This is a genomic window from Enemella evansiae (assembly GCF_004362375.1).
In the GTDB taxonomy this organism is placed as follows: Bacteria; Actinomycetota; Actinomycetes; order Propionibacteriales; family Propionibacteriaceae; genus Enemella; species Enemella evansiae.
This window is the reverse complement of the sequence record NZ_SNXA01000014.1, coordinates 33,619-54,894: the sequence shown is the minus strand read 5'-3', so window position 1 is coordinate 54,894 and position 21,276 is coordinate 33,619. Positions and strand designations below refer to the sequence as shown.

Genomic DNA, 21,276 nt, shown 5'->3' with positions numbered 1-21,276 from the left:
CGCGGTGTCGCTCGGCGGCGCGCCATCGGCGCGCCTCAGGCGTACGGACTCAGAAGCCCATGCCGCCCATCTCGTCGCCACCGGCCGGCATGGCCGGAGCCTTCTCCGGCTTGTCGGCGATGACGGCCTCGGTGGTGAGGAACAGGGCCGCGATCGAGGCCGCGTTCTGCAGCGCCGACCGGGTCACCTTGGCCGGGTCGATGATCCCGGCCTTCATCATGTCGACGTATTCGCCGGTGGCCGCGTTGAGGCCCTCGCCGGCGGGCAGCGAGCCCACCTTCTCGGCCACCACGCCGCCCTCGAGGCCGGCGTTCGCAGCGATCTGGCGCAGCGGAGCGGAGCAGGCCTCGATGACGATCTTGGCGCCGATCAGCTCGTCACCGTTCAGCTGGGCCAGGTCGAACTTCTTGGTCGCCTGCAGCAGGGCCACGCCACCGCCGGGCACGATGCCCTCCTCGACGGCCGCCTTGGCGTTGCGCACGGCGTCCTCGATGCGGTGCTTGCGCTCCTTGAGCTCCACCTCGGTGGCCGCACCGACCTTGATCACCGCAACGCCGCCGGCCAGCTTGGCCAGCCGCTCCTGCAGCTTCTCGCGGTCGTAGTCGGAGTCGCTGTTCTCGATCTCGTTGCGGATCTGCTTGACCCGCCCCTGGATCTCGTCGGCCTCGCCACCGCCGTCGACGATGGTGGTCTCGTCCTTGGTCACGCGGACCTGGCGGGCGGTGCCCAGCAGCTCCAGGGTGACGGCGTCGAGCTTCAGGCCCACGTCCTCGGAGATGACCTGGCCACCGGTGAGGATGGCGATGTCACCGAGCATGGCCTTGCGGCGGTCGCCGAAGCCCGGGGCCTTCACGGCGACGGACTTGAAGGTGCCGCGGATCTTGTTGACGATCAGGCCGGCCAGGGCCTCACCGTCGACGTCCTCGGCGATCACGACGAGCGGCTTGCCCGACTGCATGACCTTCTCCAGCACCGGCAGGAGATCCTTGAGGCTGGAGATCTTGGAGTTGGCGATCAGGATGTAGGGATCGTCGAGCACGGTCTCCATGCGCTCGGTGTCGGTCACGAAGTAGCCCGAGATGTAGCCCTTGTCGAAGCGCATGCCCTCGGTCAGCTCGAGGTCCAGCCCGAAGGTGTTGGACTCCTCGACGGTGATCACACCCTCCTTGCCGACCTTCTCCATCGCCTCGGCGATGATCTTGCCGACGGTCTCGTCAGCGGCGGAGATCGACGCGGTGGCAGCGATCTGCTGCTCGGTCTCGATGTCGGTGGCCATCCCCAGCAGCTCCTCGCTGATGGCGGCGGTGGCCTTCTCGATGCCCTTCTTCAGGCCCATCGGGTTGGCGCCGGCGGTGACGTTGCGCAGACCCTCGCGCACCATCGCCTGGGCCAGCACGGTCGCGGTGGTGGTGCCGTCGCCCGCGACGTCGTCGGTCTTCTTGGCGACTTCCTTGACCAGCTCGGCGCCGATCTTCTCGTACGGCTCCTCGAGCTCGATCTCCTTGGCGATCGACACGCCGTCGTTGGTGATCGTGGGGGCGCCCCACTTCTTCTCCAGCACGACGTTGCGGCCCTTGGGGCCGAGGGTCACCTTCACCGCGTCGGCGAGGACGTTCATGCCCCGCTCGAGACCGCGGCGAGCCTCGATGTTGAACTCAATCAGTTTTGCCATGTGTTCCGGGAGTCCTCCCGCATCGGGGGCGTACGCCCCATGGTTGTCTGTGATGCGCCAAGACGATGCCCGCGACGGACGACACCCGTGGGTGCCTCACCGGACTTGACGGTGGCACTCGGGCGTACCGAGTGCTAAGTCATGTTTAGCACTCTCACCGGTGGAGTGCAAACAATCCGGGCAGACGAAACCGGGCGATCCCGACGTCGGGTTCGTCGGGACCGCCCGGTGGGGTACGCCTGATTCAGACCGTGGCGGCCGGCCAGGTGCCCTGCATCGGGACGGTGGCGACCGCCGAGGTGAACTCGCGGGCCTGGCTGGCCAAGGAGTTCACCAGGTCGACGAAGACCTTGATGGTGGCGACGATCGCTGCGATCAGGCCGATGATCTCGGCCGCCCCGATCGCGGTACCGGCGGGCACCGCGGCCATCTTCCCGATGGCCAGCCCGAGGCCGACCGCGGCGAAGCTCATCGCCACCAGGAAGGTATAGGTGGCGGTGATGCCGGAGTCGCCCAGCTTGACCATCGAACCGCCGAAGGTGAGTACGCCACCCTTGGCTTCTCCGGCAGCGGCCTGCTGCTTGTCGGCGGCCTTGAAGAACGCCTCGGCGCCCGCACCCTGCCAGGATTCCTTCGACTTGAGCTGGCTCGGGTCCAGGGACTCGGCGAAGTCGGCGGTCCGCGGACCCATGCCGTCACGGATCTTCTCACCGATGCACTTGATGTACCACGGCGCCACCAGGCCCTGGAGCGCCTGCTGATAGATGTCATAGGCCTTGTTGACGGCTTCCTGCCCCTTGCGGCAGGCGGCAAGCACGTCGTCGAGCCAGGGGATCACGCCGAGCGTGATCTTGTTGGCCCAGTCGATCGCCGTCTGCACGGTGTTCATCACGCCGTTGAAGATCGTCTGCAGCACTTCGACCGCAGCGACCACACCGTCGACCATGACACCCAGCGGTCCGGTATCGCACTCCTTGGCGAGCACACCGTCCGTCGCCCCGCCGTCTTGGGATTCTGTTGCCATGTAGGTCATCTCAGGGCTCCGTCCTGGTCGCCTGCTGCTGGTTCTGCATCTCGGTCTGGTCGTACTGGGTCGCGGTCTGGGTCAGCTTCTCCGACATCCGGTCGAGCGCCTTCTCCGCGTCGGTATAGATGGTCACGCAGCGATCGATCGCCTCGCCGTACGGCCCGGCCGCGGCGAACCAGAGGCCCCAGGACGGGACACCGCTCTTGAGTGAGCCGAAGGTCTTGGCGATACCGGCCGCCCGATTGGCCCGGTCGGCGTAGGTCTTCGCGTCCTCCCGCATGTCCCCGGTGTTGAACTGCGTGTCCTCCTTGGGCCCTCCGGGTTCGTCCGGCGGGTTCGTCGGCGGGGTCGGTGTCGGGGGCGGAGTGGTCGGGGGCGGAGTGGTGGGGGGCGGCGTGGTCGGGGGCGTGTTGGTACCGGGGCCACCGCCCTGGTTGCCGCCACCGCCGCCCTGGTTGCCGCCACCGCCGCCCTGGTTGCCACCGCCACCACCGGTGTTGCCACCACCGCCGCCCGAGTCCTGCTCGTCCTCGGCGTCCTTGTCGTCCTTCTTGTCTTCCTCGTCCTCGGCCTTGTCCTCGTCGCCCTTGCCGTCGGAATCCGCGTCCTCGCCCTGGCCGGCATCCTTGCCGCCGTCGGGGTCCGGTTTGCGATCGGACAGGTCGACCTCGACCTGGCCGTCGGGGGTGATGACGAACCGGGTGCCGTCGAGCTGGGTGACGGTCACCTTGTCGCCGTCGGTCTGGACCTTGGTGCCGTCCTCGGTCATGAGTACGCCGTCGCCGTTCAGTTCGGAGACGTCGTCGCTCTCCGCACCCGGAGTGTCGTTGTTGCTGATGTCGGCATCGACGGTGACCGAGCCGTCGGCCTTCCGGGTGACCTGCACCCCGCCGTTGGTGGTGATCACGGTGTCCTGGCCTCGGGTGTCGACCACCCCACCGTCAGCGAGCACGCCGACCTCCTCATCGGCGAGCGTGGTGTCGGAACTGATGTCCTGGTGCTCCGGCGGCACCTCGACCACCGGATCCTGGCGTTCCTTGTGCGCCGGTGCCGGTGACAGGTTCACCGCCTGATCGCCGACCGCCTCGGTGCTCGTGCCGATCTCGGTCTCGGTGACCACCTGATCCTGCTGGAGCTGCTGTTCCTCGAGGACCGCGTCGTCGACGGGCGCCTGCTGGGCGTCCTCCGGCGCACTCAGCAGGTCCGACGCCGGGCCCGCCTCGTCCAGCGTGTCCGAGGCCGGCGGCTGCACCATCGGCGCATCGCCCTCCCCGGCGTACCCCGACCAGTAGTCGGTCTCGTTGCTCTCGGTCGTCATCTCCCCGCTCCGCTCACTGTCCGAAGTTGCTCAGTTGATGGCGCTGCTCGGCCGCCTGCTCGAGGATCTCGGCGAAGGCCGTGGTGATCGTGTTGCCGCTCAGCCCGCGTACCCAGTTGCGGTCCAGGCGTACCTCGACCGGAAAGCCCGACTCGTAGACGATCGACGCGCGCCGGGAGTTGTTGAAGTACTCCACCCGCGCGCCCTCGTTCGCCCGCCGCTCGAGATCCGCGGCGATCCGGTCGAACTGCGCCATCGCCTGGTTGAACTGCGCCAGCAGGGCGTCCTGATCCCCGCTCGCGACCGCCGCGTCGAAATAGCGGGTCCGCTCGGCGACCATCTCCTGCGCCTCGTCGCGGATCGCCGGAGTGATCTCGGGCTCCCCCGACTCCGCCACCTCGGGCTGGTCGGCGCCGCCGAAGGACTGCACCATCCCATCACTGATCGCTGCCTGCACCGCCTGCGCGAGCGCATCCGGTTCGACCTTCTCCTGCCACTTCGCCGCGACCGTGATCGCGGTCAGCCGCTGCTCGGCGTCCAGCGCGGCGGTCACCACACCGGCGGGGTCGTGCCCCTCACCGGGTTGGCTGACGACCTTCAGTTTCGCGGTCAACTGGTGCAGCTCGGCGAGCGATTGCTCCAGCTGCTGCATGGGATCCTGTGGGCTCATCTGGTCCTCCTTGCCACAACGGTGTCACCGGGCGGGGCCAGCGCGAGCACCCTGCGATACTCAGACCGTGAGCCGGGATACTCAAAAACTCCTCCCGCGCCCCCGCGGCGGCCTGCGCTGGCTGCTGAACTTCGTGAACCTGTCCACCCCGCTCGGGGTCGGTATCGCCCTGCTCGGCGGCGCGCGACCTCGGCCCGGACCGCAGGGGCTGCTGCTCGCCGAGGGTTACCGGCTCGGCTTCCCGATCGCCGGCGCGTTCACCGTCGGAAACGTGGTGATCACCGCCGGCGGCCTGGACCGGTTGCTCGCCGACGACGGTCGGATGCTGCGGCACGAGGCCCGGCATGCCTGGCAGTACGCGGTCTGCGGTGGCCTGCCCTTCCTGCCCCTGTACGCCGTGGCGGCGGCCTGGTCGGTGGTCAGCACCGGTGATGTGGCCAGCCAGAATCCGTTCGAACGCCTCGCCGGGTTGGCCGACGGCGGTTATCCCCGCCGGCCGAGCCGGTTCGCGATGAACCGTGGGGCCCTACGCTGAGCAACCGTGACCTCCGGATCCGAGATGCCCCCGATGCCCGATCCCAGGCGGCTGCTGGCGAAGCTGCAGGCCGATGTCCGCGGGTTCGAGGCCCGCGCCGAACGAACCAACCAGGCGCTGCGCCAGGCGAGCGTCGAGGTGCCCGGTGAGCAGGTGACGCTGCGGTTGCTCGGCAACCACCTGACCGGCATCGAGTTCCACCAGGCCGCGCTGCGGCTCACCCCGGCCCAGCTCACCGCCACCCTGGACGCGGCGCTGCGCCGCGGTGCGGGTCAGACCAACAAGAACGCCGAGGCGGTGGTCCGCGACGCCTTCGGCGACGAGGCGGCGGCCCGCGGGGTGGCCGCGGTCGCCCCCGAGGAGCGCCCGGTGGACGTGGACGCGGACGCGGGTGCGGGCGCTGCGGCGTACCGCTCCCCGCAGGCGGATGCGCCGATGACACCGGAACAGCAGGAGGACCTGCTGGACGACATCCTGAACCGGATGGACAGCGACGACGAACCGCTCGACCCGGCGGCGATCATGGCCGAGATCGGCTACGTCCCCTCGAGCGTGCCGCCGGATCAGCTGCAGGCCGACTTCGACGCCGAGATCGAGCGGATCAAGGCCAGCGCCACCCGCCTGCCGGAGCTGATGGAACGGGTCACCGGGACCGGCAGCGACGGTGCGGTCGAGGTCCGGGTGAACGCCGCCGGGGTGATCCTCGGCACCCGCTTCGGCGCCGGCTTCGACCGCGAGGGCACCACGGTGCTCGGCGAGCGCTTCACCGCCGCGTACGCCGCAGCGCGCAGCGACGCGCAGGCCCAGTTGCGCGACCAGCTCGATGACACCCTGGCCGGCAATCCCTTCCTGGACGAGCTCTGAGGCAACGACGAGCCGGAAGTTTCCACACCCGCTGACCGGGCGCGCGCGCCGGCCGGAATCTAGATTGGCCCCAACCCCGCAACCACAGGAGTCGACGTGACCGAGACCTTCAGCGTGCCGGAGATGCGGACGCATCACAGCAACCTGCAGGCAGTGGATTCCAGCACCCAGGACGTGGTCGGCCGGGCCCAGGACACCGGCATCGGCGACTGGAAGATGTATGGCATCTTCGCCAGCCCGATCGTCTGCCCGATCCTGATGCTCGGCGACCAGCTGCACGGGCGGACCATCGACGAGCTCGGCCGGGTCAGTGCGACGGTGACCGAGGGTTTCGGCACCACCGCCGACCTCTACGACGCCACCGAGCAGAGCAATGTCGATCTGGCGAAGTCGATCACCGCCGAACTGGCGAGCATGCGGGAGGCGACGGGCCGATGACCGCCACCAGTCAGGGTCTGCCCTTCGTCTCGGTCGGATCGGCCAATGTCACGCTCCCGATCTACAACGACATCGCCAGCGCCAGCCAGCACTGGGCCGACGGTGAGGCCTCCATCGGCGACGTCACCGCGGTCGCCGACATCGGCCTCGGCATCCTGTCGGTCGCCCTCGACCCGCTGAACGCGCTGATCGGTGCCGCGGTCGGCTCGCTGATGGACATCCTGGTCACGAACGTCTCGTGGTTGAAGGAGCCGGTGGATTTCCTGCTCGGCAACCCGGATGCGATCTACGCCCATGCGCAGAAGTGGCAGACGATCTCCGACGACCTGGTGGGCGTCGCCAACCAGCACGCCGGTACCGCGGGCGACCTGCCCGGCTGGCAGGGCCGCGCCTCGGAGGCGTACACCCAGGTGATGCAGGGGGTGAACGACAACTACCGGTCCGCCTCGGCCGCGGCGGCGAAGATGGCCGACTGGGTCTCCACCGCCGGGATGGTCGTCGGCATCTTCCGCGAGACCATCTGGAACCTGATCAAGATGTTCGTCACCGAGGTGGTGCAGGCCGCGATCCTGGCGGCGGCCGCCGCGGTGCCGTCGGTCGGCGCCTCGCTGGCCGCCTTCACCGGTTGGTTCGGCGCACGGATGGCGATGATCGGCGCCAAGATCGCGTCCAAGATGGGCAAGCTGATGCGGATCCTGTCGAAGCTGGCCAAGAAGATGAACCTGAGCAGCAAATTCTTCGACGACGCCGCCCGGGCCCTGTCCAAGGTCTCGCAGAAGCTGGCCCGCTCCGCCCGGCTGAAGATCGCCGGCGACGCGACCCGGCCGGCGGTCCGCGGCCGGCACTCGATCCCCAACGACCGGATCCCGATGAAGCCGAAGATGCCCGGACGCACCACCTCCGCGGAGGTGTTCGGCGAAAAGGGCGGGGAGATCTATGACCGGCTGCGCACGGTGAACCGGAACGTGGTCAAACCGATGGACCGCTCGCAGACCAGCGGCACCCTGGAGGCCAACGACACCCAGGAAGAGATCCAGGACATCGACCGCTGAACCGACCCGTCAGGGTGCCCGGATGCCATCCCCGAGTTCTTCGGCGTACGCCCGCCGCGGCGAGCGGGCGCGGGTGCTCGCGATCGTTGCCGGGGTGCTCTCCCTGGTCGCGGCGACCTGGGCGCTGCTCGCGGCGAGCCACTGGATCGGTCTGCAACCCAGTTCGGATCTGCTCGGCCGTGGCCGGGCCACGGTGACCGAGTGCCGAGCCGATCCGAGCCAGCTCTGGCTGATGCAGCGGTGTGTGGCGACGGTGGAATGGGATCCGGGGGCGGCCCCCGACGGTTACCGGACGCCGGCGACGATCGAGGCGCGGGAGCCGGTCTCCGGTGAGGTGGCCGTGGAGGCGTACCGATCCCAGTGGTCAGTCGGGACGAGCAGCAACCCGCGGACCGAGGTGGTGCAGGTCGCCGGCGACCATCGCTCGGCGGGTGGGTTGCTCACGGTGCTGTGCGTGCTGGGCGTGCTCGCGGTCCCGATCCTGGTCAGCGGCGCGCTGTCCGGGCTGCGACGCTGAGCGCCGGTCGTGCCGAGGTCAGTCCTTGTCGGGATCGAACCCGAGCCGACGCGCGGAGCGGGCGCGCTGCCGAGTGGCGCGCAGCCGGCGCAGCCGCTTCACCAGCAGCGGGTCGTGGGCCAGCGCCTCGGGCTTGTCGATGAGGGCGTTCAACACCTGGTAGTAGCGGGTGGTCGACATGTCGAAGCGCTCCCGGATGCCCTGTTCCTTGGCGCCGGCGTACTTCCACCACTGGCGCTCGAAGTCGAGGATCTCCGCGTCCCGCTCGCTGAGTGCGGCGGGGGCGCCGGTGGACGGCTGCGGGTTCAGGGCTGACATGGCCCCCATCGTAGGCGGAAACAACAACGGTGTCATTACCTTCGGCGCGTCGCGGGCTACGATGCCAGCATCCGCAGAGTAAGGGCCGAGGAGGCAACCGATGCAGCCCATCACCGGAGTCATCCAGGACTACCCGTGGGGGTCGACCGACGGCATCCCCGGCGTGCTCGGCCGCGAGGTCACCGGCCGGCCGCAGGCCGAATACTGGCTGGGCGCCCACACGAAGGCACCGGCCACCCTGGCCGAGGGTGATCTGGCCGGGTTCCTCGCCGACCACCCGGCCGAGATCGGCAGCGTCTCGGTCGAGCGGTTCGGCGACCGGCTGCCGTTCCTGCTCAAGGTGCTGTCGGCGAAGCAGGCCCTGTCGCTGCAGGCCCATCCCTCTCGCGCCCAGGCGATCGAGGGGTACGCCCGCGAGAACGACGCGGGGGTGGCTCTCGACGCCCCGGACCGGAACTACCGCGACGACTGGCCGAAGCCGGAGGCGATGGTCGCGCTGACCGAGTTCCACGGGCTCTGCGGGTTCCGCGAACCGGCGGAGACGCGGGCACTGTTCGCGAAGCTCGGCGTGGATGAGGCGGATCAGCTGATGGAACCGCTGACCGATCCCGACGGCATCGCGCGGGTGTTCCTGGAGGTCCTCGGGCTGGCCGATCAGGAGGGTGAATTGGTCGCCTCGGTGGTCACCGCCGCGTCGGCGTACGCCGCCGAGGATTCCGACTTCGGCCGGTTCTGCCGCACCGCGGTGGAGCTGAACGCCGACTACCCGAACGATGCCGGCATCCTGGCGGCGCTGCTGCTGAACCGGATCACCCTCGCTCCGGGCGAGGCATTCTTCATGCCCGCCGGGAATCTGCACGCCTACCTGCGCGGTACCGGGATCGAGATCATGTCGAACTCCGACAACGTGCTCCGCGGTGGTCTGACCGGCAAGCACATCGACATCGACGAACTGGCCCAGGTGGTCGACTTCTCCCCCGGCTTCCCGGGGGTGGTCACGCCGGTCGATGAGGGCAACGGGGTGCGCCGCTATCCGACCGAGGCGCCGGAGTTCGCGCTCTGGGAGGTGCAGGACTGCGCCGACGCCGCGCTGCCGGCCACCGGCCGCGGCCGGATCCTGCTGGTCGTCGACGGCACCGCCACCCTGCGTCGGGGCTCCGAGGTGCTCGAGGTGCCGCGCGGCGGCGCGGCCTTCATCGGCGCCACCGAGGACGATGTCCGCCTCGACGGCCCCACCCGCGGCTTCCTCGCCGCCAGCGGCATCTGAGGCAGGCCCGTTCATCTCGACACGGCAGCCATTGCTCCGCAAGCTCCGCATGGCTGCCTACTCGATGAACGCAGGGCGCGCGGGCGCGAGCCGACAAGAACGGGAGGCGAGCGTCGGAAGCGCGCCCCCGCGATGCAGACCCACCAAGGAGAAATCCCCGCGTCGCCGCCGCAACCACCAGCATGATCACCGCGAGGGGTTTCGACGACTGGGCCGAAGAGCGGGGATTGGGCGCGCGGGCGCGAGCCGACAAGAACGGGAGGCGAGCGTCGGAAGCGCGCCCCCGCGATGCAGGCCCACCAAGGAGAAACCCCGCGTCGCCGACGCATCCACCAGCATGATCACCGCGAGGGGTTTCGACGACTGGGCCGAAGAGCGGGGATTGGGCGCGCGGGCGCGAGCCGACAAGACGGGAGGCGAGCGTCGGAAGCGCGCCCCCGCGATGCAGGCCCACCAAGGAGAAATCCCCGCGTCGCCGACGCAACCACCAGCATGATCACCGCGAGGGGTTTCGACGACTGGGCCGAAGAGCGGGGATTGGGCGCGCGGGCGCGAGCCGACAAGAACTCGAGCCTCCGACAGGATTCGAACCCGCGACCCTCGCTTTACAAGAGCGACGCTCTACCAACTGAGCTACGGAGGCAAGGCATCCATCATGCCCGCACCGACCGCACGGTGTCGAAACCTTTGGTGCTGCTCCACGCGTTGGATAAGTTGACGACCGACCCCTGACCAGATCGAGGAGTACGCCACCTTGGCTCAGCCTGCCCGCCCGGGCGCCCGGTCCGCGGAGCAACGCGGCACCACGGCCGCACCCACGACCCCGCCGAAGACCAAGCGGCGCGGTGAGATCCACGGATTGCGCGGCCTGGCGATCGGTCTGGTGGTGGCGTACCACCTGTGGGGTGGCGGCCGGGTCTCCGGCGGTGTCGATGTCTTCCTGATGATCTCGGCGTACCTGATGGTCGGCAGTTTCGCCCGCAAGGGGATGGCGTTCAACGTCCTCGACTTCCTGGTGGGCCGGTTCCGGCGGTTGATCCCCTCCTCGGCGGTGGTGATCCTGCTGGTCTGCGGTGCCGGTTGGCTGCTGCTGCCGCCGGTGCGCTGGTATCCGCTGCTGGATCAGGCGCTCGCCTCGATCACCTATCGGCAGAACTGGCTGCTGATCAGCATGGCCACCGACTACACCTCCCCCGACCGTTCGGGCACCAGCCCGCTGCAGCACTACTGGTCGCTGTCGGTGCAGGGGCAGATCTTCGTCGTCTGGCCGCTGCTGATGCTGCTGGCGATGCTGGTGTTCAGGCTCGCCAAGGTGCCGATCAAGATCTCGCTGACGGTGATCTTCTCGGTGATCACCATCGCCTCCTTCGCGTACGCCCTGCGCGAGGTCGGCGCCAATCCGGTCGCGGCCTACTTCGACACCTACGCCCGGGCCTGGGAGTTCTCGCTGGCCTCCCTGTTCGCGCTGATGCCGATACCGAAGATGTCGGTGCTGCCGCGCGCGGTGCTGAGCTGGATCGGGCTGTTCGTGATCACCTTCTGCGGGGTCTTCTTCGGCAATCTGCCGTACCCGGGCCCGGTGGCGCTGATCCCCTCGATCGCGACCGCGCTGGTGATCATCGGCGGCAGTTCCCGCGAGGCCTGGCATCCGGCCCGGCTGCTGAACAGCCGGCCGATCGCCTGGCTGGGCGATCGGGCGTACGCCCTGTATCTGTGGCACTGGCCGGTGCTGATGTTCTGGCTGAACGCGACGGTCAGCAACTCTCCGGGCATCGTCGGCAGCGTGATCGTGATCGCGCTCTCGCTGATCCTGGCCGATCTGACCACCCGGACCATCGAGCAGCGGTTCAACCAGATGAAGTTCCTCGGCGCCAAGCGCTGGGGCCTGGCCACCATCGCCACCGGTCTGCTGATCGGTTTCGGCGCGATCAGCAGCTGGTCCTGGGTGCTGCAGCGCGATGTCCAGCAGACCAACTCGGCCCCGGCCGAGGCCCGCCCCGGTGCCCGCGCGATCACCCCGGGTGCCCCGGTCGAGACCGCCGTGCCGAACCGCAGCATCGCACCCGGGGACACGATCATCCTCACCGACTGGCCGGAGGTGCAGCCACCGTGTTCGGCCGATCTGACACCGAAGCCGCCGGCCTCGGAGTGCACCGAGATCAAGCCGCCCGGTGAGGCGCACAAGACCGTGGTGATCATGGGCGATTCGCACAGCAACCAGTGGCTGACGCTGATGAGCGATCTGGCCCGGCGCGAGCAGTGGCACCTGATCACCTCGATCCGGCCGGGTTGCCGGATCACCCTGCCCAATCCGGCCAGCGACGCGGCCTGCGTGCAGTACAGCCAGGAGATGGTGCAGTATCTGCTCGAGCTGCGCCCGGACTTCGTCTTCACCGTCGGCAGCCGGGCCCAGGCGAACGGTCCCGAGATCGCGGTGGACACCTATCTTGAGGCCACCAAACCGCTCACCGATGCCGGGTTGAAGATCGTCAACATCCGCGACAATCCGCGCTTCGACTTCAAGATGCCCGAGTGCGTGCAGCGTTACGGTGCCGCGGATCCGCGCTGCCTGAAACCGCGCTCGGAGAAGCTGGCACCGATCTCACCGCAGGTGGCGCTGGAGCCGACGCCGGGGATGCTGACGATGGACCTCACCGAATACATCTGCCCCGGCGGGATGTGTCCCGGGGTGATCGGGAATGTCTACGTCTACATGGATGACAACCACTTGAGTCGCACCTATGTGACCACGCTCAAGGAGGAGTTCGAGGACCAGCTCTGGCGGGTGATCGAGAGATGACCAGGGCTCGGGGGATTCTGGTCGGCGTGCTGGCGGCGGTGGCGCTGCTCGCCGCCACCGTGGTGCTCGCGCCACGCGCCACCACCCGGTATGCGGTCGAGGCATCCGCCAGCCCCGCCCCGGCGGAGCTGGCCACCGACGGCACCGGTGACGGGTTGCCGCACAGCACCGCGCACCCGTCCTCGGCCGCGGCGGCGGATGACCTGACCCGCGGGCTGAGCCGCAATGTGGTGCTGCGCAGCACGATGATCGCCGAGAAGGATTTCAGCTACTGCTCCAACGGGCCGGTGGACGACCCGCCGGCCGAGGTGCGTCGGGTGGTCTTCGTGGTGCACGGCAACGATCGGCGCCCCTGCGGGATGGCCGGTGCGGTGCTCGCCGGGGCGACCGACGCCCAACGCGAGCAGACCCTGGTGGTGGCGCCGCGGTTCGCCAGCGCCGAGGACACCAAGGACCGGGCGAAGGAGCTCTACTGGACCTTCTCCGGCTGGTCCCAGGGCGATCCGTCGGTCAATCCCGGCGCCCAGATCTCCTCGTACGCGGTGCTGGACGAGCTGATCCGCCGGGTCGGTCACCGCTCGGTGGTGGTGGCGGGTTTCTCCGGCGGCGGCCAGTTCGTGAACCGGTTCGCGGCGGGGTCGGCGAGCCAGCCGGACCGGTTCGTGATCGCCAACCCCTCCTCCTACCTCTATTTCACCCCGGCCCGCCCGGGTACGCCGCCCGAGGAGGTGGCCCGCTGCCCGGGATACAACGACTACCGCTACGGGTTGAACCAGCTGAATCCCTACATGGCGGCCAGCGGCCCCAAGGGGTTGACCGAGCGCTACGGGAAGCGGAAGGTCGTCTATCTGCTCGGTGACCGGGACCGGGACCCGCGCTCGTCGTCGATGGACAAGTCCTGCGGTGCGAACGTCGAGGGGCCGAACCGGTTGGAGCGCGGCCAGCGCTACTGGGCGTACCTGCCGAGCGTCTATGGCCCCGAGATCCGCACCCGCCAGCAGCTGCACCTGGTACCGGGCGTGGCACACGACGCGGTCGGGATGTTCACCGCCGCACCGGCCCGGCAGGCCCTGCTCGGCTGAGGTCCGGCGACCGGGCGGATTCCCCAGGCGGCGAAAACCGACCTCGGGTCAGGAATAACGTTCCTGCAAATTTGCAGACGTCGACTGCGTAACTGGCGGTTGCGGGTGACAATTCCGAGTGACCATACTCGCCACAGCCTGCACGGGGCAGGTCGGTCAACGTAGACCCAGGAGGCTTGATGAGCACGTCCCAGCCAGCGCACGCTGACGAATCTCCGCAGAATGTTCGGACCCGGCTGCGTCGGGTGGTGGCGGCCTCGATGGCCGGCACCGTCGTCGAGTGGTACGAGTTCTTCCTGTACGCCGCAGCGGCCACCCTGGTCTTCGGCAGGCAGTTCTTCCCCAACACCGGCTCGGACCTGGACGGGATCATCAAGGCGTTCCTCACCTACGCCGTCGGCTTCGTCGCCCGCCCGCTCGGCGGCATCGTGTTCGGCCACTTCGGGGACAAGTTCGGCCGCAAGCACCTGCTGCAGGTCTCGATCATCATGGTCGGCGCGGCCACCTTCCTGATGGGCTGCCTGCCCACCTTCCACCAGGTCGGCTACCTGGCCCCGGTGCTGCTTGTCGTGCTGCGCTTCATCCAGGGCTTCGCGGTCGGCGGCGAGTGGGGCGGTGCGGTGCTGCTGGTCGCCGAGCACGCACCGGACAAGGAGCGCGGCTTCTGGGCCTCCTGGCCGCAGGCGGCGGTGCCGATGGGCAACCTGCTCGCCACCGGCGTACTGCTGGTGCTCTCCTCCACCCTCTCCCAGGCCGCCTTCCTCAGCTGGGGCTGGCGGATCGCGTTCTGGCTGTCGGCGGTGATCGTGCTGATCGGCTGGTACATCCGCACCAAGGTCACCGACGCCCCGATCTTCCAGAACGCCAAGGAGGAGCAGATCGAGGCCGCCAACGCCGGTTACGGTGTGGCCGAGGTGTTCAAGAAGTACCCGCGCGGCGTGTTCACCGCGATGGGTCTGCGGCTGGCCGAGAACGTCGTCTACTACCTGGTGGTGACCTTCACGATCACCTATCTCAGCGCCTACCTTAAGATGAACACCTCCCGGATCCTGCTGCTGCTGCTGATCGCACACGCCATCCACTTCTGCGTGGTACCGATGGTCGGCCGGGCCACCGACGTGCTGGGTCGTCGCCCGGTGTACGCGGCCGGCGCGATCCTGACCGCGACCTGGGGCTTCTGGGCATACCGGATGTTCGACACCCGCAGCGATTTCCTGATCGTGGTCGCGGTGATCATCGGTCTGATGTTCCACGCGCTGATGTACGCCGGGCAGCCGGCGATCATGGCGGAGATGTTCCCGACCCGGATGCGCTACTCCGGTGTCTCGCTCGGCTACCAGGTGACCTCGCTGTTCGCGGGTTCGATGGCGCCGATCATCGCGACCGCGCTGCTGGCCCGGTACAACTCCTCGGTGCCGATCGCGATCTATCTGGCGATCTGCTCGGCGATCACGCTGATCGCGGTCATCGCGGCCAAGGAGACCAAGGGCTCCTCGCTGCACGAACTGGATCGCCTGGACGCCGAAGGCCGGGCCCCCAAGCAGTCCGCCGTCGACGAGAACCTCACCCGCTGAGTCCGCTCACAGAGTAGGCAGGCCCGGTTCCGCGCAGCGGGGCCGGGTCTGCTGTTGTCGGGAGGTCCCACCCGCCCACTTACCGATCGGTCGAACCCCAGAATGCGCCCCGCGTTCTCACCCGCGGCCCGCAAACCCGCATCCGCTCGTCGGCCCCCGATCACTGGAGGCGAATTCTGGGGTTCGACCGATCGGTAACTCAGGACTCCCAGGTGGCCACCGCGTCGGCCAGGCCGTCGGGAGCGCGCACCTCGGGCGGCGGCAGCTCCGCGGGTGTCCGAGTGAACCGGGGCGCCGGCGCCGGCTGATCCACGCCCTCCGGGCTGACCAGCGTCCCGCGGGAGTGCAGGTGCGGATCGGTGACGGCCTCGTCGAAGTCCAGTACCGGGGTCACGCAGGCGTCGCTGCCGCGATAGATCGCGTCCCACTCGTCGCGGGTCCGACTCGCGAACACCCGGGTCAGCAGGGCACGCAGCTCCGGCCAGCGGTCCCGGTCCCACTGGCCCGGCACCTCCGCCGGCTCCACCCCGAGCCGCTCGACCATCGCGGCGAAGAACTGCGGCTCCAGGCAGGCGACCGCGACCTGCTTGCCGTCGGCACACAGATAGGTGTCATAGAACGGGTGCGAGCCATCGACCAGGTTCCGCCCCCGTCCGGGCGCCCAGGCCCCGCCGGCCCGCATCGACCAGGCCAGCGCACCGAGCATGCTCGCCCCGTCGACCATCGCGGCGTCGATCACCTGCCCCTGCCCGGAGCGTTCCCGCTCCCACAGCGCGGCCAGCACGCCGACCAGCAGCAGCATCGAACCGCCGCCGAAATCGCCGACCAGATTCAGCGGCGGCACCGAGCGCTCCCCCGGCCGGCCGATGTTGTCCAGCAACCCGGTGAGCGAGAGATAGTTCAGGTCGTGGCCGGCCGCCGGCGCCAGCTCGCCGTCCTGCCCCCAGCCGGTCATCCGGCCGTAGACCAGCCGCGGATTGGCGGCCAGACACTCCTCGGGCCCGAGTCCGAGCCGTTCGGCGACCCCGGGCCGGAATCCCTCGATCAGCACGTCCGCTGCCGCCGCGAGCCGGCGTACCGATGCCAGCTCGGCCGGATCCTTGAGGTCGGCGAGCACGGTGGTGCGTCCGCGCAGGATCGGCTCGGGGCCGGTCGGCGGGGTGTCGGTGAGCCGCGCCGCGGCCGCCCGCCGATCCACCCGCAGCACCTCGGCGCCGAGGTCGGCGAGCACCATGGCGGCATGCGGGACTGGTCCGATGGCGGGCAGTTCCAGCACCCGCAGCCCGGCCAGCGGGCCGGCACCGCTAGCGGGGCGCAACGAGCTTCCCGCTCTTGGCCAGCTCCGGGTCGGTACAGGCCGCCAGGTTGAAGCAGCACGGCCGGCGATGCTCCCCCTCCAGCTTGGAGACGGTCTTCTCGATCCGGGTGGCGCGGGTCGCCGGGTTGGCGGTGGCGTGCACCCAGCGCACCCATTCCCAGCGCGCCATCGGGGTGATCTCGCGCCACTTCTCGGCCACCTTGGGTGAGGCCGCCGCGAGCGCCTCGGCCAGGTCGGCGGGGATCTCCGGCTCGGGCCAGTCCTTGGTCGGCCGGAGCGTGAAGCTCACCGGATCCCCCGCCTGTACGCCCGCCGCGCGCGCCAGCTCGGCGGTGATCCGCAGCCAGTGCCCCTTCTCGCCGTCGGGTTCGACGACGGTCTCGAACGGCCTCCCGGCGATCGTCCCGGTCACGCTCACCTGCCCGCGCGACGGCAGGGCCGCACTCGCCTCGGCCGGCAGCCGGACGATGATCTGAGTGCCCACGGTCTGCACCGGCGCCTCGAAGCGGATCTCCTGCTCTACGGCCTTCATGGGTCGGTTATACCCCACCGACGGCGGCGCGCAGAGCGTCCATGGTGACGCCGACCGCCGGGTTGCGCAGCGACTCCTCCCGGATCACCGCCCAGTAGTCGGCCGGGTGGGCGTACTCGTCGGCCAGCACCCGAACCAGCCGCGGCTCGGGGTCGGCCATGAAGTCGGGCAGGATGCCGATCCCGGCCGAGGCCAGCGTGGTCTCCACGTGCACGAACACCGAGGTCGAGCGCATCGCCTGCCGGGGCGCGGGCAACCGTTCGGTGGCGAGGTCGAGTTCGTCGACCTGCAGTGACTGCTCGATGTAGTAGACGACGCAGTGCTCGGCCAGGTCGGCCAGCGACGTCGGCTCCCCGTTGCGGCGCAGATAGTCGGCGGTGGCGTACAACCCGAGGTGGTAGCCGCACAGCTGCACCGCCACCGCCCGGTGCACCTTCGGTTCGCCGACGATCACCTCGATGTCCACCCCGGAGCGGTGCTGCTTGAGCCGCTGGGTGGCGGTGATCAGCTCGGTCTGCAACTGCGGATGCTGCTCCCGCAGCCGGACCAGCGCGGGCACCGCGAAGTGGGTGCCGAACCCGTCCGGAGTCGCCAACCGGACCACCCCGGACAGCCCCTCGGGCGAGTCACCGCGATCGGTGAGCGATTTCACCGCCCGCTCCACGGTCTCGGCGGCACCCAGGATGGAGCGGCCCGCCTCGGTGAGCTCCCAGCCGTCGCTGGTCTGCACCAGCACCCGGGCACCGAGCGCCTTCTCCAGGCCACTGATCCGCCGGGAAACGGTGGTGTGATTGACCCCGAGGACATCGGCCGCGGCACTGTAGCGGCCCAGCCGGGCCACCGTGAGCAGCACCAGCAGGTCGTCGGCGCTCACCGGCGGTCTGCTCATCAACGCTCCTCCACTCCACCGCGCCGTGCAGAAACGCACGGAAAGGTTGCGGAATTCAGTCTATTCGGTGCATTGCTCCGCACCCGTCGGGCTCCTTACCGTAACTGGCAGGAACTCAAGGAGGAGGAGCACACATGGCGACCATCGGATGGATCGGCCTGGGCAACATGGGCAACCCGATGACGGCGAACCTGGTCAAGGCCGGGCACGAGGTACGCGGATTCGACCTGAACCCCGAGGCGCTGCGCACCGCCGCCGCGAACGGCGTCACCCCGGCCACCTCGATCGCCGACGCGGTCTCCGGCGCCGAGGTGGTGTTCACCATGCTGCCCAAGGGCGAGCACGCCCGCAGCGCGTACGCCGGCGCCGACGGCGTCTTCGCCAACGCGGCCCCCGGCACGCTGCTGATCGACTCCTCCACCATCGATGTGGAGACCGCCGGCGAGCTGCACCAGCAGGCGGCCGACCAGGGCTTCCGGTTCGTCGACGCCCCGGTCTCCGGCGGCATCTCGGGTGCCGCGGCCGGCACCCTGGCGTTCATGATCGGCGGCAAGGAGACCGACGTCGAGGCCGCCAAGCAGTTCATCGACCCGATGGCCGGCAACATGATCGCCACCGGCGGGCCGACCACCGGCCAGGCCGCCAAGATCTGCAACAACATGATGCTGTTCATCGAACTGCAGGCCTGCGCCGAGGGTGCGGTGCTGGCCAACAAGCTCGGTCTGGATGCGCAGGTGTTCTGGAACATCGCCTCGGTCTCCAGCGGCAACTGCTGGGCGCTGCGCACCTGGTACCCGGTGCCCGGGGTGGTCGAGACCGCCGCCGCGAACCGCAACTTCGATGCCACCTTCGCCACCTCGCTGGCCCACAAGGATGCCGGGCTGGCGCTCGCCGGTGCCAAGCAGGTCGGTGTCGAACTGCCGGCCGCCCAGCTGGCGTACGACCAGTTGCAGAAGCTGATGGATGACGGGTACGCCGACAAGGACTGCAGCCTGGTGATCCGCAACATCGACCCGCAGGCGCCGGGTACCGAGAACCTCTGAGCAACGAAATTTCGTTAGGAGCAAGGAAATGAAGCGAATCGGACATTACGTCGACGGCCAGCAGGTCGACGGCGGCGACCGGGTCGGCCCGGTCTACAACCCGGCCAGCGGTGAGCAGACCGGTGAGGTCGCGCTGGCCTCGGCGAGCGATCTCGAGACCGCGGTCTCGGCGGCGCAGAAGGCCCAGCCCGGCTGGCGCGCGACCCCGCTGTCCAAGCGGCAGGACATCATGTTCAAGCTCCGCCAGATCGTCACCGACCGCAAGGAGGAGCTGGCCCGGATCATCACCGCCGAGCACGGCAAGGTCGTCTCCGACGCCGCCGGTGAGGTCTCCCGCGGGCTGGAGAACGTCGACTGGTGCACCAACCTGATGCAGCAGCTCAAGGGTGACTATTCCGAGAACGTCGCGAACGGTGTCGACGTGCATTCGGTACGCCAGCCGCTCGGCGTGGTCGCCTGCATCACCCCGTTCAACTTCCCGGTGATGATCCCGCTGTGGATGGCGACCACCGCGATCGCCTGCGGCAACGCGGTGATCCTCAAGCCCTCGGAGCGGGATCCCTCCGCGGCGCTCTGGTTGGCCGAGGCGTTCGCCGAGGCGGGCCTGCCGGCCGGCGTACTCAATGTCGTCAACGGCGACGCCGACACCGTCAACGCGATCCTTGACCACAAGGCGATTTCGGCGGTGTCCTTCGTCGGCTCCACGCCGATCGCGGAGAAGATCTACACCCGGGCCGCGGCCAACGGCAAGCGGGTGCAGGCCCTCGGCGGAGCCAAGAACCACATGGTCGTGATGCCGGACGCCGACCTCGACTCGGCCGCCGACGCGGCCGTCTCCGCGGCGTACGGCTCGGCCGGTGAGCGCTGCATGGCGGTCTCGGTCGCGGTCGCGGTCGGTGAGGCCGGCGACGCGCTGGTCGAGAAGATCGCCGAGCGGATGCCGAAGCTGAAGGTCGGTGACGGCACCGATCCGGAATCGGAGATGGGCCCGCTGATCACCCAGGCCGCCCGCGATCGGGTCGCCGGTTACGTCGAGGGGGCCAGCGGCGAGGGGGCCAAGGTGGTCGTCGACGGCACCGAGCAGAAGTTCGACAACGACGGCTTCTTCATCGGTGTCTCCCTGGTCGACGACGTGAAGCCCGGCATGAAGGTCTATGACGACGAGATCTTCGGCCCGGTGCTGTCGGTGGTCCGGGTGGACAGCTATGACGAGGCGGTCGACCTGATCAACGCCAACCAGTACGCCAACGGGGTCGCGGTGTTCACCCGCGACGGCAAGACCGCGCGTCAGTTCGAGTTCGACATCGAGGTCGGCATGGTCGGGGTCAACGTGCCGATCCCGGTACCGATCGGCACCTTCTCCTTCGGTGGTTGGAAGCGCTCGCTGTTCGGCGACACCCACATGTACGGCGCGGAGGGCTTCAACTTCTACACCCGCCGCAAGGTGGTCACCACCCGCTGGCCGGAGCCCTCGGAGTCGCAGATCAGTCTCGGCTTCCCCACCCACTGACCGACTGGCCCGCGCGCCTGACAGGATTGGCCTCCGGGCGCGCGGGAGGGGGACTCTTGGCTGGGAAGCGATCGCTGACCGACATCTGGAAACCGGCGCTGGTCGTGGTGATCGGGTTGGTGCTGCTCGGTTACGGCCTGCGCATCGATCCGAACGCGCCCTCCTGTGGGTCGACCCCGATGTCGCCGGGGCAGATCTGTGAGACCACCAGCAAGGGCGTACCGCGCAAGCAGTCCTATGAGGACATGGTCGCCGAGGCGCAGCTACGCCGCCTCGGGTTCCCGATCGGTGGTGGCGTGGTCGCCCTGGCCGGGATCGCCTGGGGCGTGTTGCTGGTGGTACGCCGCCGCGGTGCGGCCGGGGCGAAGACCGGGCCGGCCGCGACCACGACCGCCCCGTCGGCCCCGGCTCCTCCCGGTCCCCCGGCTCCCCCGGCATCGGCCGGCAGCACCTCATCCGGACAGTGGGTACGCCAGCCGCGCGAGCCCAACCCACCCCAACCACCCCAACCGCAGCCGCCCCAACCCGGCCCGCAGTGGCCGCACGGCCGGTCCTCGGCACCCTGGCCGCAGCAGCGGCCGTACCCGCAGCAGCCGCCGTACCCGCAGGCCCCGCCGCAGCAGCAGCCGCCACCGCAGCCCTATCCGCCGCAGGCGTACCCCCCGCAGACGCACCCGCCGCCGCAGCCCGGCCCGACCCCCTGGCCGAACCAGCCGCCCCAGGCGTACCCGCCCCAGCAGCCGTATCCGCCGGATCCGTTCTCCGGCCCCACTCCGCCCCGTCGCTGACCCGGACGTCGGCTGAGCGAGCGCCAGCGAGTCGAAGCCACGTGGCCTGCCGAATTGGCTTC

At 69.3% G+C, this 21,276-nt stretch carries 20 protein-coding genes and 1 tRNA gene; 12 read left to right on the top strand and 9 right to left on the bottom strand.

Annotated elements, in window-relative coordinates:
• Window positions 1-49: 49 nt before the first annotated feature.
• The 4 genes from groL to C8D81_RS19195 form a co-directional block, all read right to left on the bottom strand.
• The gene (gene groL, locus C8D81_RS19210; RefSeq protein ID WP_094433242.1) at window positions 50-1,672 is read right to left on the bottom strand and encodes a chaperonin GroEL; all 1,623 of its coding nucleotides are present in this window, start codon (window positions 1,670-1,672) and stop codon (window positions 50-52) included.
• A 244-nt stretch (window positions 1,673-1,916) separates the two neighbouring features.
• A complete protein-coding gene (locus tag C8D81_RS19205; RefSeq protein WP_133626632.1) occupies window positions 1,917-2,696 on the bottom strand; it encodes a hypothetical protein in 780 nt (259 codons plus the stop codon).
• Window positions 2,697-2,706: 10 nt separating this feature from the next.
• Window positions 2,707-4,017 (bottom strand): hypothetical protein, encoded by a 1,311-nt coding sequence (locus C8D81_RS19200; RefSeq protein ID WP_133626631.1) that lies wholly within the window; start codon window positions 4,015-4,017, stop codon window positions 2,707-2,709.
• Window positions 4,018-4,030: 13 nt separating this feature from the next.
• Window positions 4,031-4,687, bottom strand: coding sequence for a hypothetical protein (locus tag C8D81_RS19195; protein WP_133626630.1), 657 nt, complete (start codon window positions 4,685-4,687; stop codon window positions 4,031-4,033).
• Between the two features lie 67 nt (window positions 4,688-4,754).
• Between C8D81_RS19195 and C8D81_RS19190 the strand changes: the two genes are divergently transcribed.
• From C8D81_RS19190 to C8D81_RS19170, 5 genes are all read left to right on the top strand, one after another.
• Complete coding sequence (locus C8D81_RS19190; protein WP_229118011.1) at window positions 4,755-5,222, top strand: hypothetical protein; 468 nt, start codon at window positions 4,755-4,757, stop codon at window positions 5,220-5,222.
• Between the two features lie 33 nt (window positions 5,223-5,255).
• Window positions 5,256-6,086, top strand: coding sequence for a hypothetical protein (locus C8D81_RS19185; RefSeq protein WP_133626629.1), 831 nt, complete (start codon window positions 5,256-5,258; stop codon window positions 6,084-6,086).
• A 96-nt stretch (window positions 6,087-6,182) separates the two neighbouring features.
• Complete coding sequence (locus C8D81_RS19180; RefSeq protein WP_094355695.1) at window positions 6,183-6,524, top strand: Rossmann-fold NAD(P)-binding domain-containing protein; 342 nt, start codon at window positions 6,183-6,185, stop codon at window positions 6,522-6,524.
• Window positions 6,521-7,576, top strand: coding sequence for a WXG100 family type VII secretion target (locus C8D81_RS19175; protein WP_094433236.1), 1,056 nt, complete (start codon window positions 6,521-6,523; stop codon window positions 7,574-7,576). The genes C8D81_RS19180 and C8D81_RS19175 overlap by 4 nt, the downstream gene beginning before the upstream one ends.
• A 22-nt stretch (window positions 7,577-7,598) precedes the next feature.
• Window positions 7,599-8,093, top strand: a complete 495-nt coding sequence (locus C8D81_RS19170) for a hypothetical protein (protein ID WP_133626628.1) — start codon at window positions 7,599-7,601, stop codon at window positions 8,091-8,093.
• 18 nt (window positions 8,094-8,111) lie between these two features.
• Here the strand turns inward: C8D81_RS19170 and C8D81_RS19165 are convergent, their stop codons facing one another.
• Window positions 8,112-8,411, bottom strand: a complete 300-nt coding sequence (locus C8D81_RS19165; RefSeq protein WP_172421987.1) for a DUF3263 domain-containing protein — start codon at window positions 8,409-8,411, stop codon at window positions 8,112-8,114.
• Between the two features lie 100 nt (window positions 8,412-8,511).
• Here C8D81_RS19165 and manA point away from each other — a divergent pair, with 100 nt between their 5' ends.
• The gene (gene manA / locus C8D81_RS19160; protein ID WP_094427713.1) at window positions 8,512-9,678 is read left to right on the top strand and encodes a mannose-6-phosphate isomerase, class I; all 1,167 of its coding nucleotides are present in this window, start codon (window positions 8,512-8,514) and stop codon (window positions 9,676-9,678) included.
• A 570-nt stretch (window positions 9,679-10,248) separates the two neighbouring features.
• On the opposite strand, the gene C8D81_RS19155 is transcribed toward manA, so the two are convergent.
• Window positions 10,249-10,321 (bottom strand) — tRNA-Thr (locus C8D81_RS19155).
• A gap of 111 nt (window positions 10,322-10,432) precedes the next feature.
• Here C8D81_RS19155 and C8D81_RS19150 point away from each other — a divergent pair.
• The 3 genes from C8D81_RS19150 (at window position 10,433) to C8D81_RS19140 (ending at window position 15,134) form a co-directional block, all read left to right on the top strand.
• On the top strand, window positions 10,433-12,478 hold the full coding sequence (locus C8D81_RS19150; protein ID WP_166646904.1) for an acyltransferase family protein: 2,046 nt from the start codon (window positions 10,433-10,435) through the stop codon (window positions 12,476-12,478).
• Complete coding sequence (locus tag C8D81_RS19145; RefSeq protein ID WP_094399295.1) at window positions 12,475-13,560, top strand: hypothetical protein; 1,086 nt, start codon at window positions 12,475-12,477, stop codon at window positions 13,558-13,560. Before C8D81_RS19150 ends, C8D81_RS19145 begins: the two co-directional genes overlap by 4 nt.
• Before the next feature lie 179 nt (window positions 13,561-13,739).
• Complete coding sequence (locus C8D81_RS19140; protein ID WP_094433234.1) at window positions 13,740-15,134, top strand: MFS transporter; 1,395 nt, start codon at window positions 13,740-13,742, stop codon at window positions 15,132-15,134.
• 199 nt (window positions 15,135-15,333) lie between these two features.
• Here C8D81_RS19140 and C8D81_RS19135 read toward each other — a convergent pair whose 3' ends face one another.
• The 3 genes from C8D81_RS19135 to C8D81_RS19125 are packed head-to-tail and all read right to left on the bottom strand — an operon-like array spanning window position 15,334 to window position 17,873.
• Entirely contained in the window at window positions 15,334-16,452 is a 1,119-nt protein-coding gene (locus C8D81_RS19135; RefSeq protein WP_094406117.1) for a CaiB/BaiF CoA transferase family protein, read from the bottom strand.
• Complete coding sequence (locus tag C8D81_RS19130) at window positions 16,439-16,984, bottom strand: YdeI/OmpD-associated family protein (RefSeq protein ID WP_094433232.1); 546 nt, start codon at window positions 16,982-16,984, stop codon at window positions 16,439-16,441. The genes C8D81_RS19135 and C8D81_RS19130 overlap by 14 nt, the downstream gene beginning before the upstream one ends.
• Window positions 16,985-16,991: 7 nt before the next feature.
• Entirely contained in the window at window positions 16,992-17,873 is an 882-nt protein-coding gene (locus C8D81_RS19125) for a LysR family transcriptional regulator (RefSeq protein WP_172421983.1), read from the bottom strand.
• 134 nt (window positions 17,874-18,007) lie between these two features.
• Between C8D81_RS19125 and mmsB the strand changes: the two genes are divergently transcribed.
• Genes mmsB through C8D81_RS21090 form a run of 3 tightly spaced genes read left to right on the top strand, consistent with a single transcriptional unit; the run spans window position 18,008 to window position 21,214 of the window.
• Complete coding sequence (gene mmsB / locus C8D81_RS19120; protein ID WP_094427719.1) at window positions 18,008-18,916, top strand: 3-hydroxyisobutyrate dehydrogenase; 909 nt, start codon at window positions 18,008-18,010, stop codon at window positions 18,914-18,916.
• 28 nt (window positions 18,917-18,944) lie between these two features.
• Complete coding sequence (locus tag C8D81_RS19115) at window positions 18,945-20,426, top strand: CoA-acylating methylmalonate-semialdehyde dehydrogenase (RefSeq protein ID WP_094433230.1); 1,482 nt, start codon at window positions 18,945-18,947, stop codon at window positions 20,424-20,426.
• A gap of 56 nt (window positions 20,427-20,482) precedes the next feature.
• Window positions 20,483-21,214 carry a hypothetical protein gene (locus C8D81_RS21090; RefSeq protein ID WP_166646903.1) on the top strand — a complete coding sequence of 244 codons (732 nt, stop codon included), beginning with the start codon at window positions 20,483-20,485 and terminating at the stop codon, window positions 21,212-21,214.
• Window positions 21,215-21,276: the final 62 nt, after the last annotated feature.

Bases quoted from the DNA above. Each gene is read 5' to 3' on its own strand.
- groL (WP_094433242.1), bottom strand. From the start codon at position 1,672: ATGGCAAAACTGATTGAGTTCAACATCGAGGCTCGCCGCGGTCTCGAG.
- C8D81_RS19205 (WP_133626632.1), bottom strand. From the start codon at position 2,696: ATGGCAACAGAATCCCAAGACGGCGGGGCGACGGACGGTGTGCTCGCC.
- C8D81_RS19200 (WP_133626631.1), bottom strand. From the start codon at position 4,017: ATGACGACCGAGAGCAACGAGACCGACTACTGGTCGGGGTACGCCGGG.
- C8D81_RS19195 (WP_133626630.1), bottom strand. From the start codon at position 4,687: ATGAGCCCACAGGATCCCATGCAGCAGCTGGAGCAATCGCTCGCCGAG.
- C8D81_RS19185 (WP_133626629.1), top strand. From the start codon at position 5,256: ATGCCCGATCCCAGGCGGCTGCTGGCGAAGCTGCAGGCCGATGTCCGC.
- C8D81_RS19175 (WP_094433236.1), top strand. From the start codon at position 6,521: ATGACCGCCACCAGTCAGGGTCTGCCCTTCGTCTCGGTCGGATCGGCC.
- C8D81_RS19170 (WP_133626628.1), top strand. From the start codon at position 7,599: ATGCCATCCCCGAGTTCTTCGGCGTACGCCCGCCGCGGCGAGCGGGCG.
- C8D81_RS19165 (WP_172421987.1), bottom strand. From the start codon at position 8,411: ATGTCAGCCCTGAACCCGCAGCCGTCCACCGGCGCCCCCGCCGCACTC.
- manA (WP_094427713.1), top strand. From the start codon at position 8,512: ATGCAGCCCATCACCGGAGTCATCCAGGACTACCCGTGGGGGTCGACC.
- C8D81_RS19145 (WP_094399295.1), top strand. From the start codon at position 12,475: ATGACCAGGGCTCGGGGGATTCTGGTCGGCGTGCTGGCGGCGGTGGCG.
- C8D81_RS19140 (WP_094433234.1), top strand. From the start codon at position 13,740: ATGAGCACGTCCCAGCCAGCGCACGCTGACGAATCTCCGCAGAATGTT.
- C8D81_RS19130 (WP_094433232.1), bottom strand. From the start codon at position 16,984: ATGAAGGCCGTAGAGCAGGAGATCCGCTTCGAGGCGCCGGTGCAGACC.
- C8D81_RS19125 (WP_172421983.1), bottom strand. From the start codon at position 17,873: ATGAGCAGACCGCCGGTGAGCGCCGACGACCTGCTGGTGCTGCTCACG.
- mmsB (WP_094427719.1), top strand. From the start codon at position 18,008: ATGGCGACCATCGGATGGATCGGCCTGGGCAACATGGGCAACCCGATG.
- C8D81_RS19115 (WP_094433230.1), top strand. From the start codon at position 18,945: ATGAAGCGAATCGGACATTACGTCGACGGCCAGCAGGTCGACGGCGGC.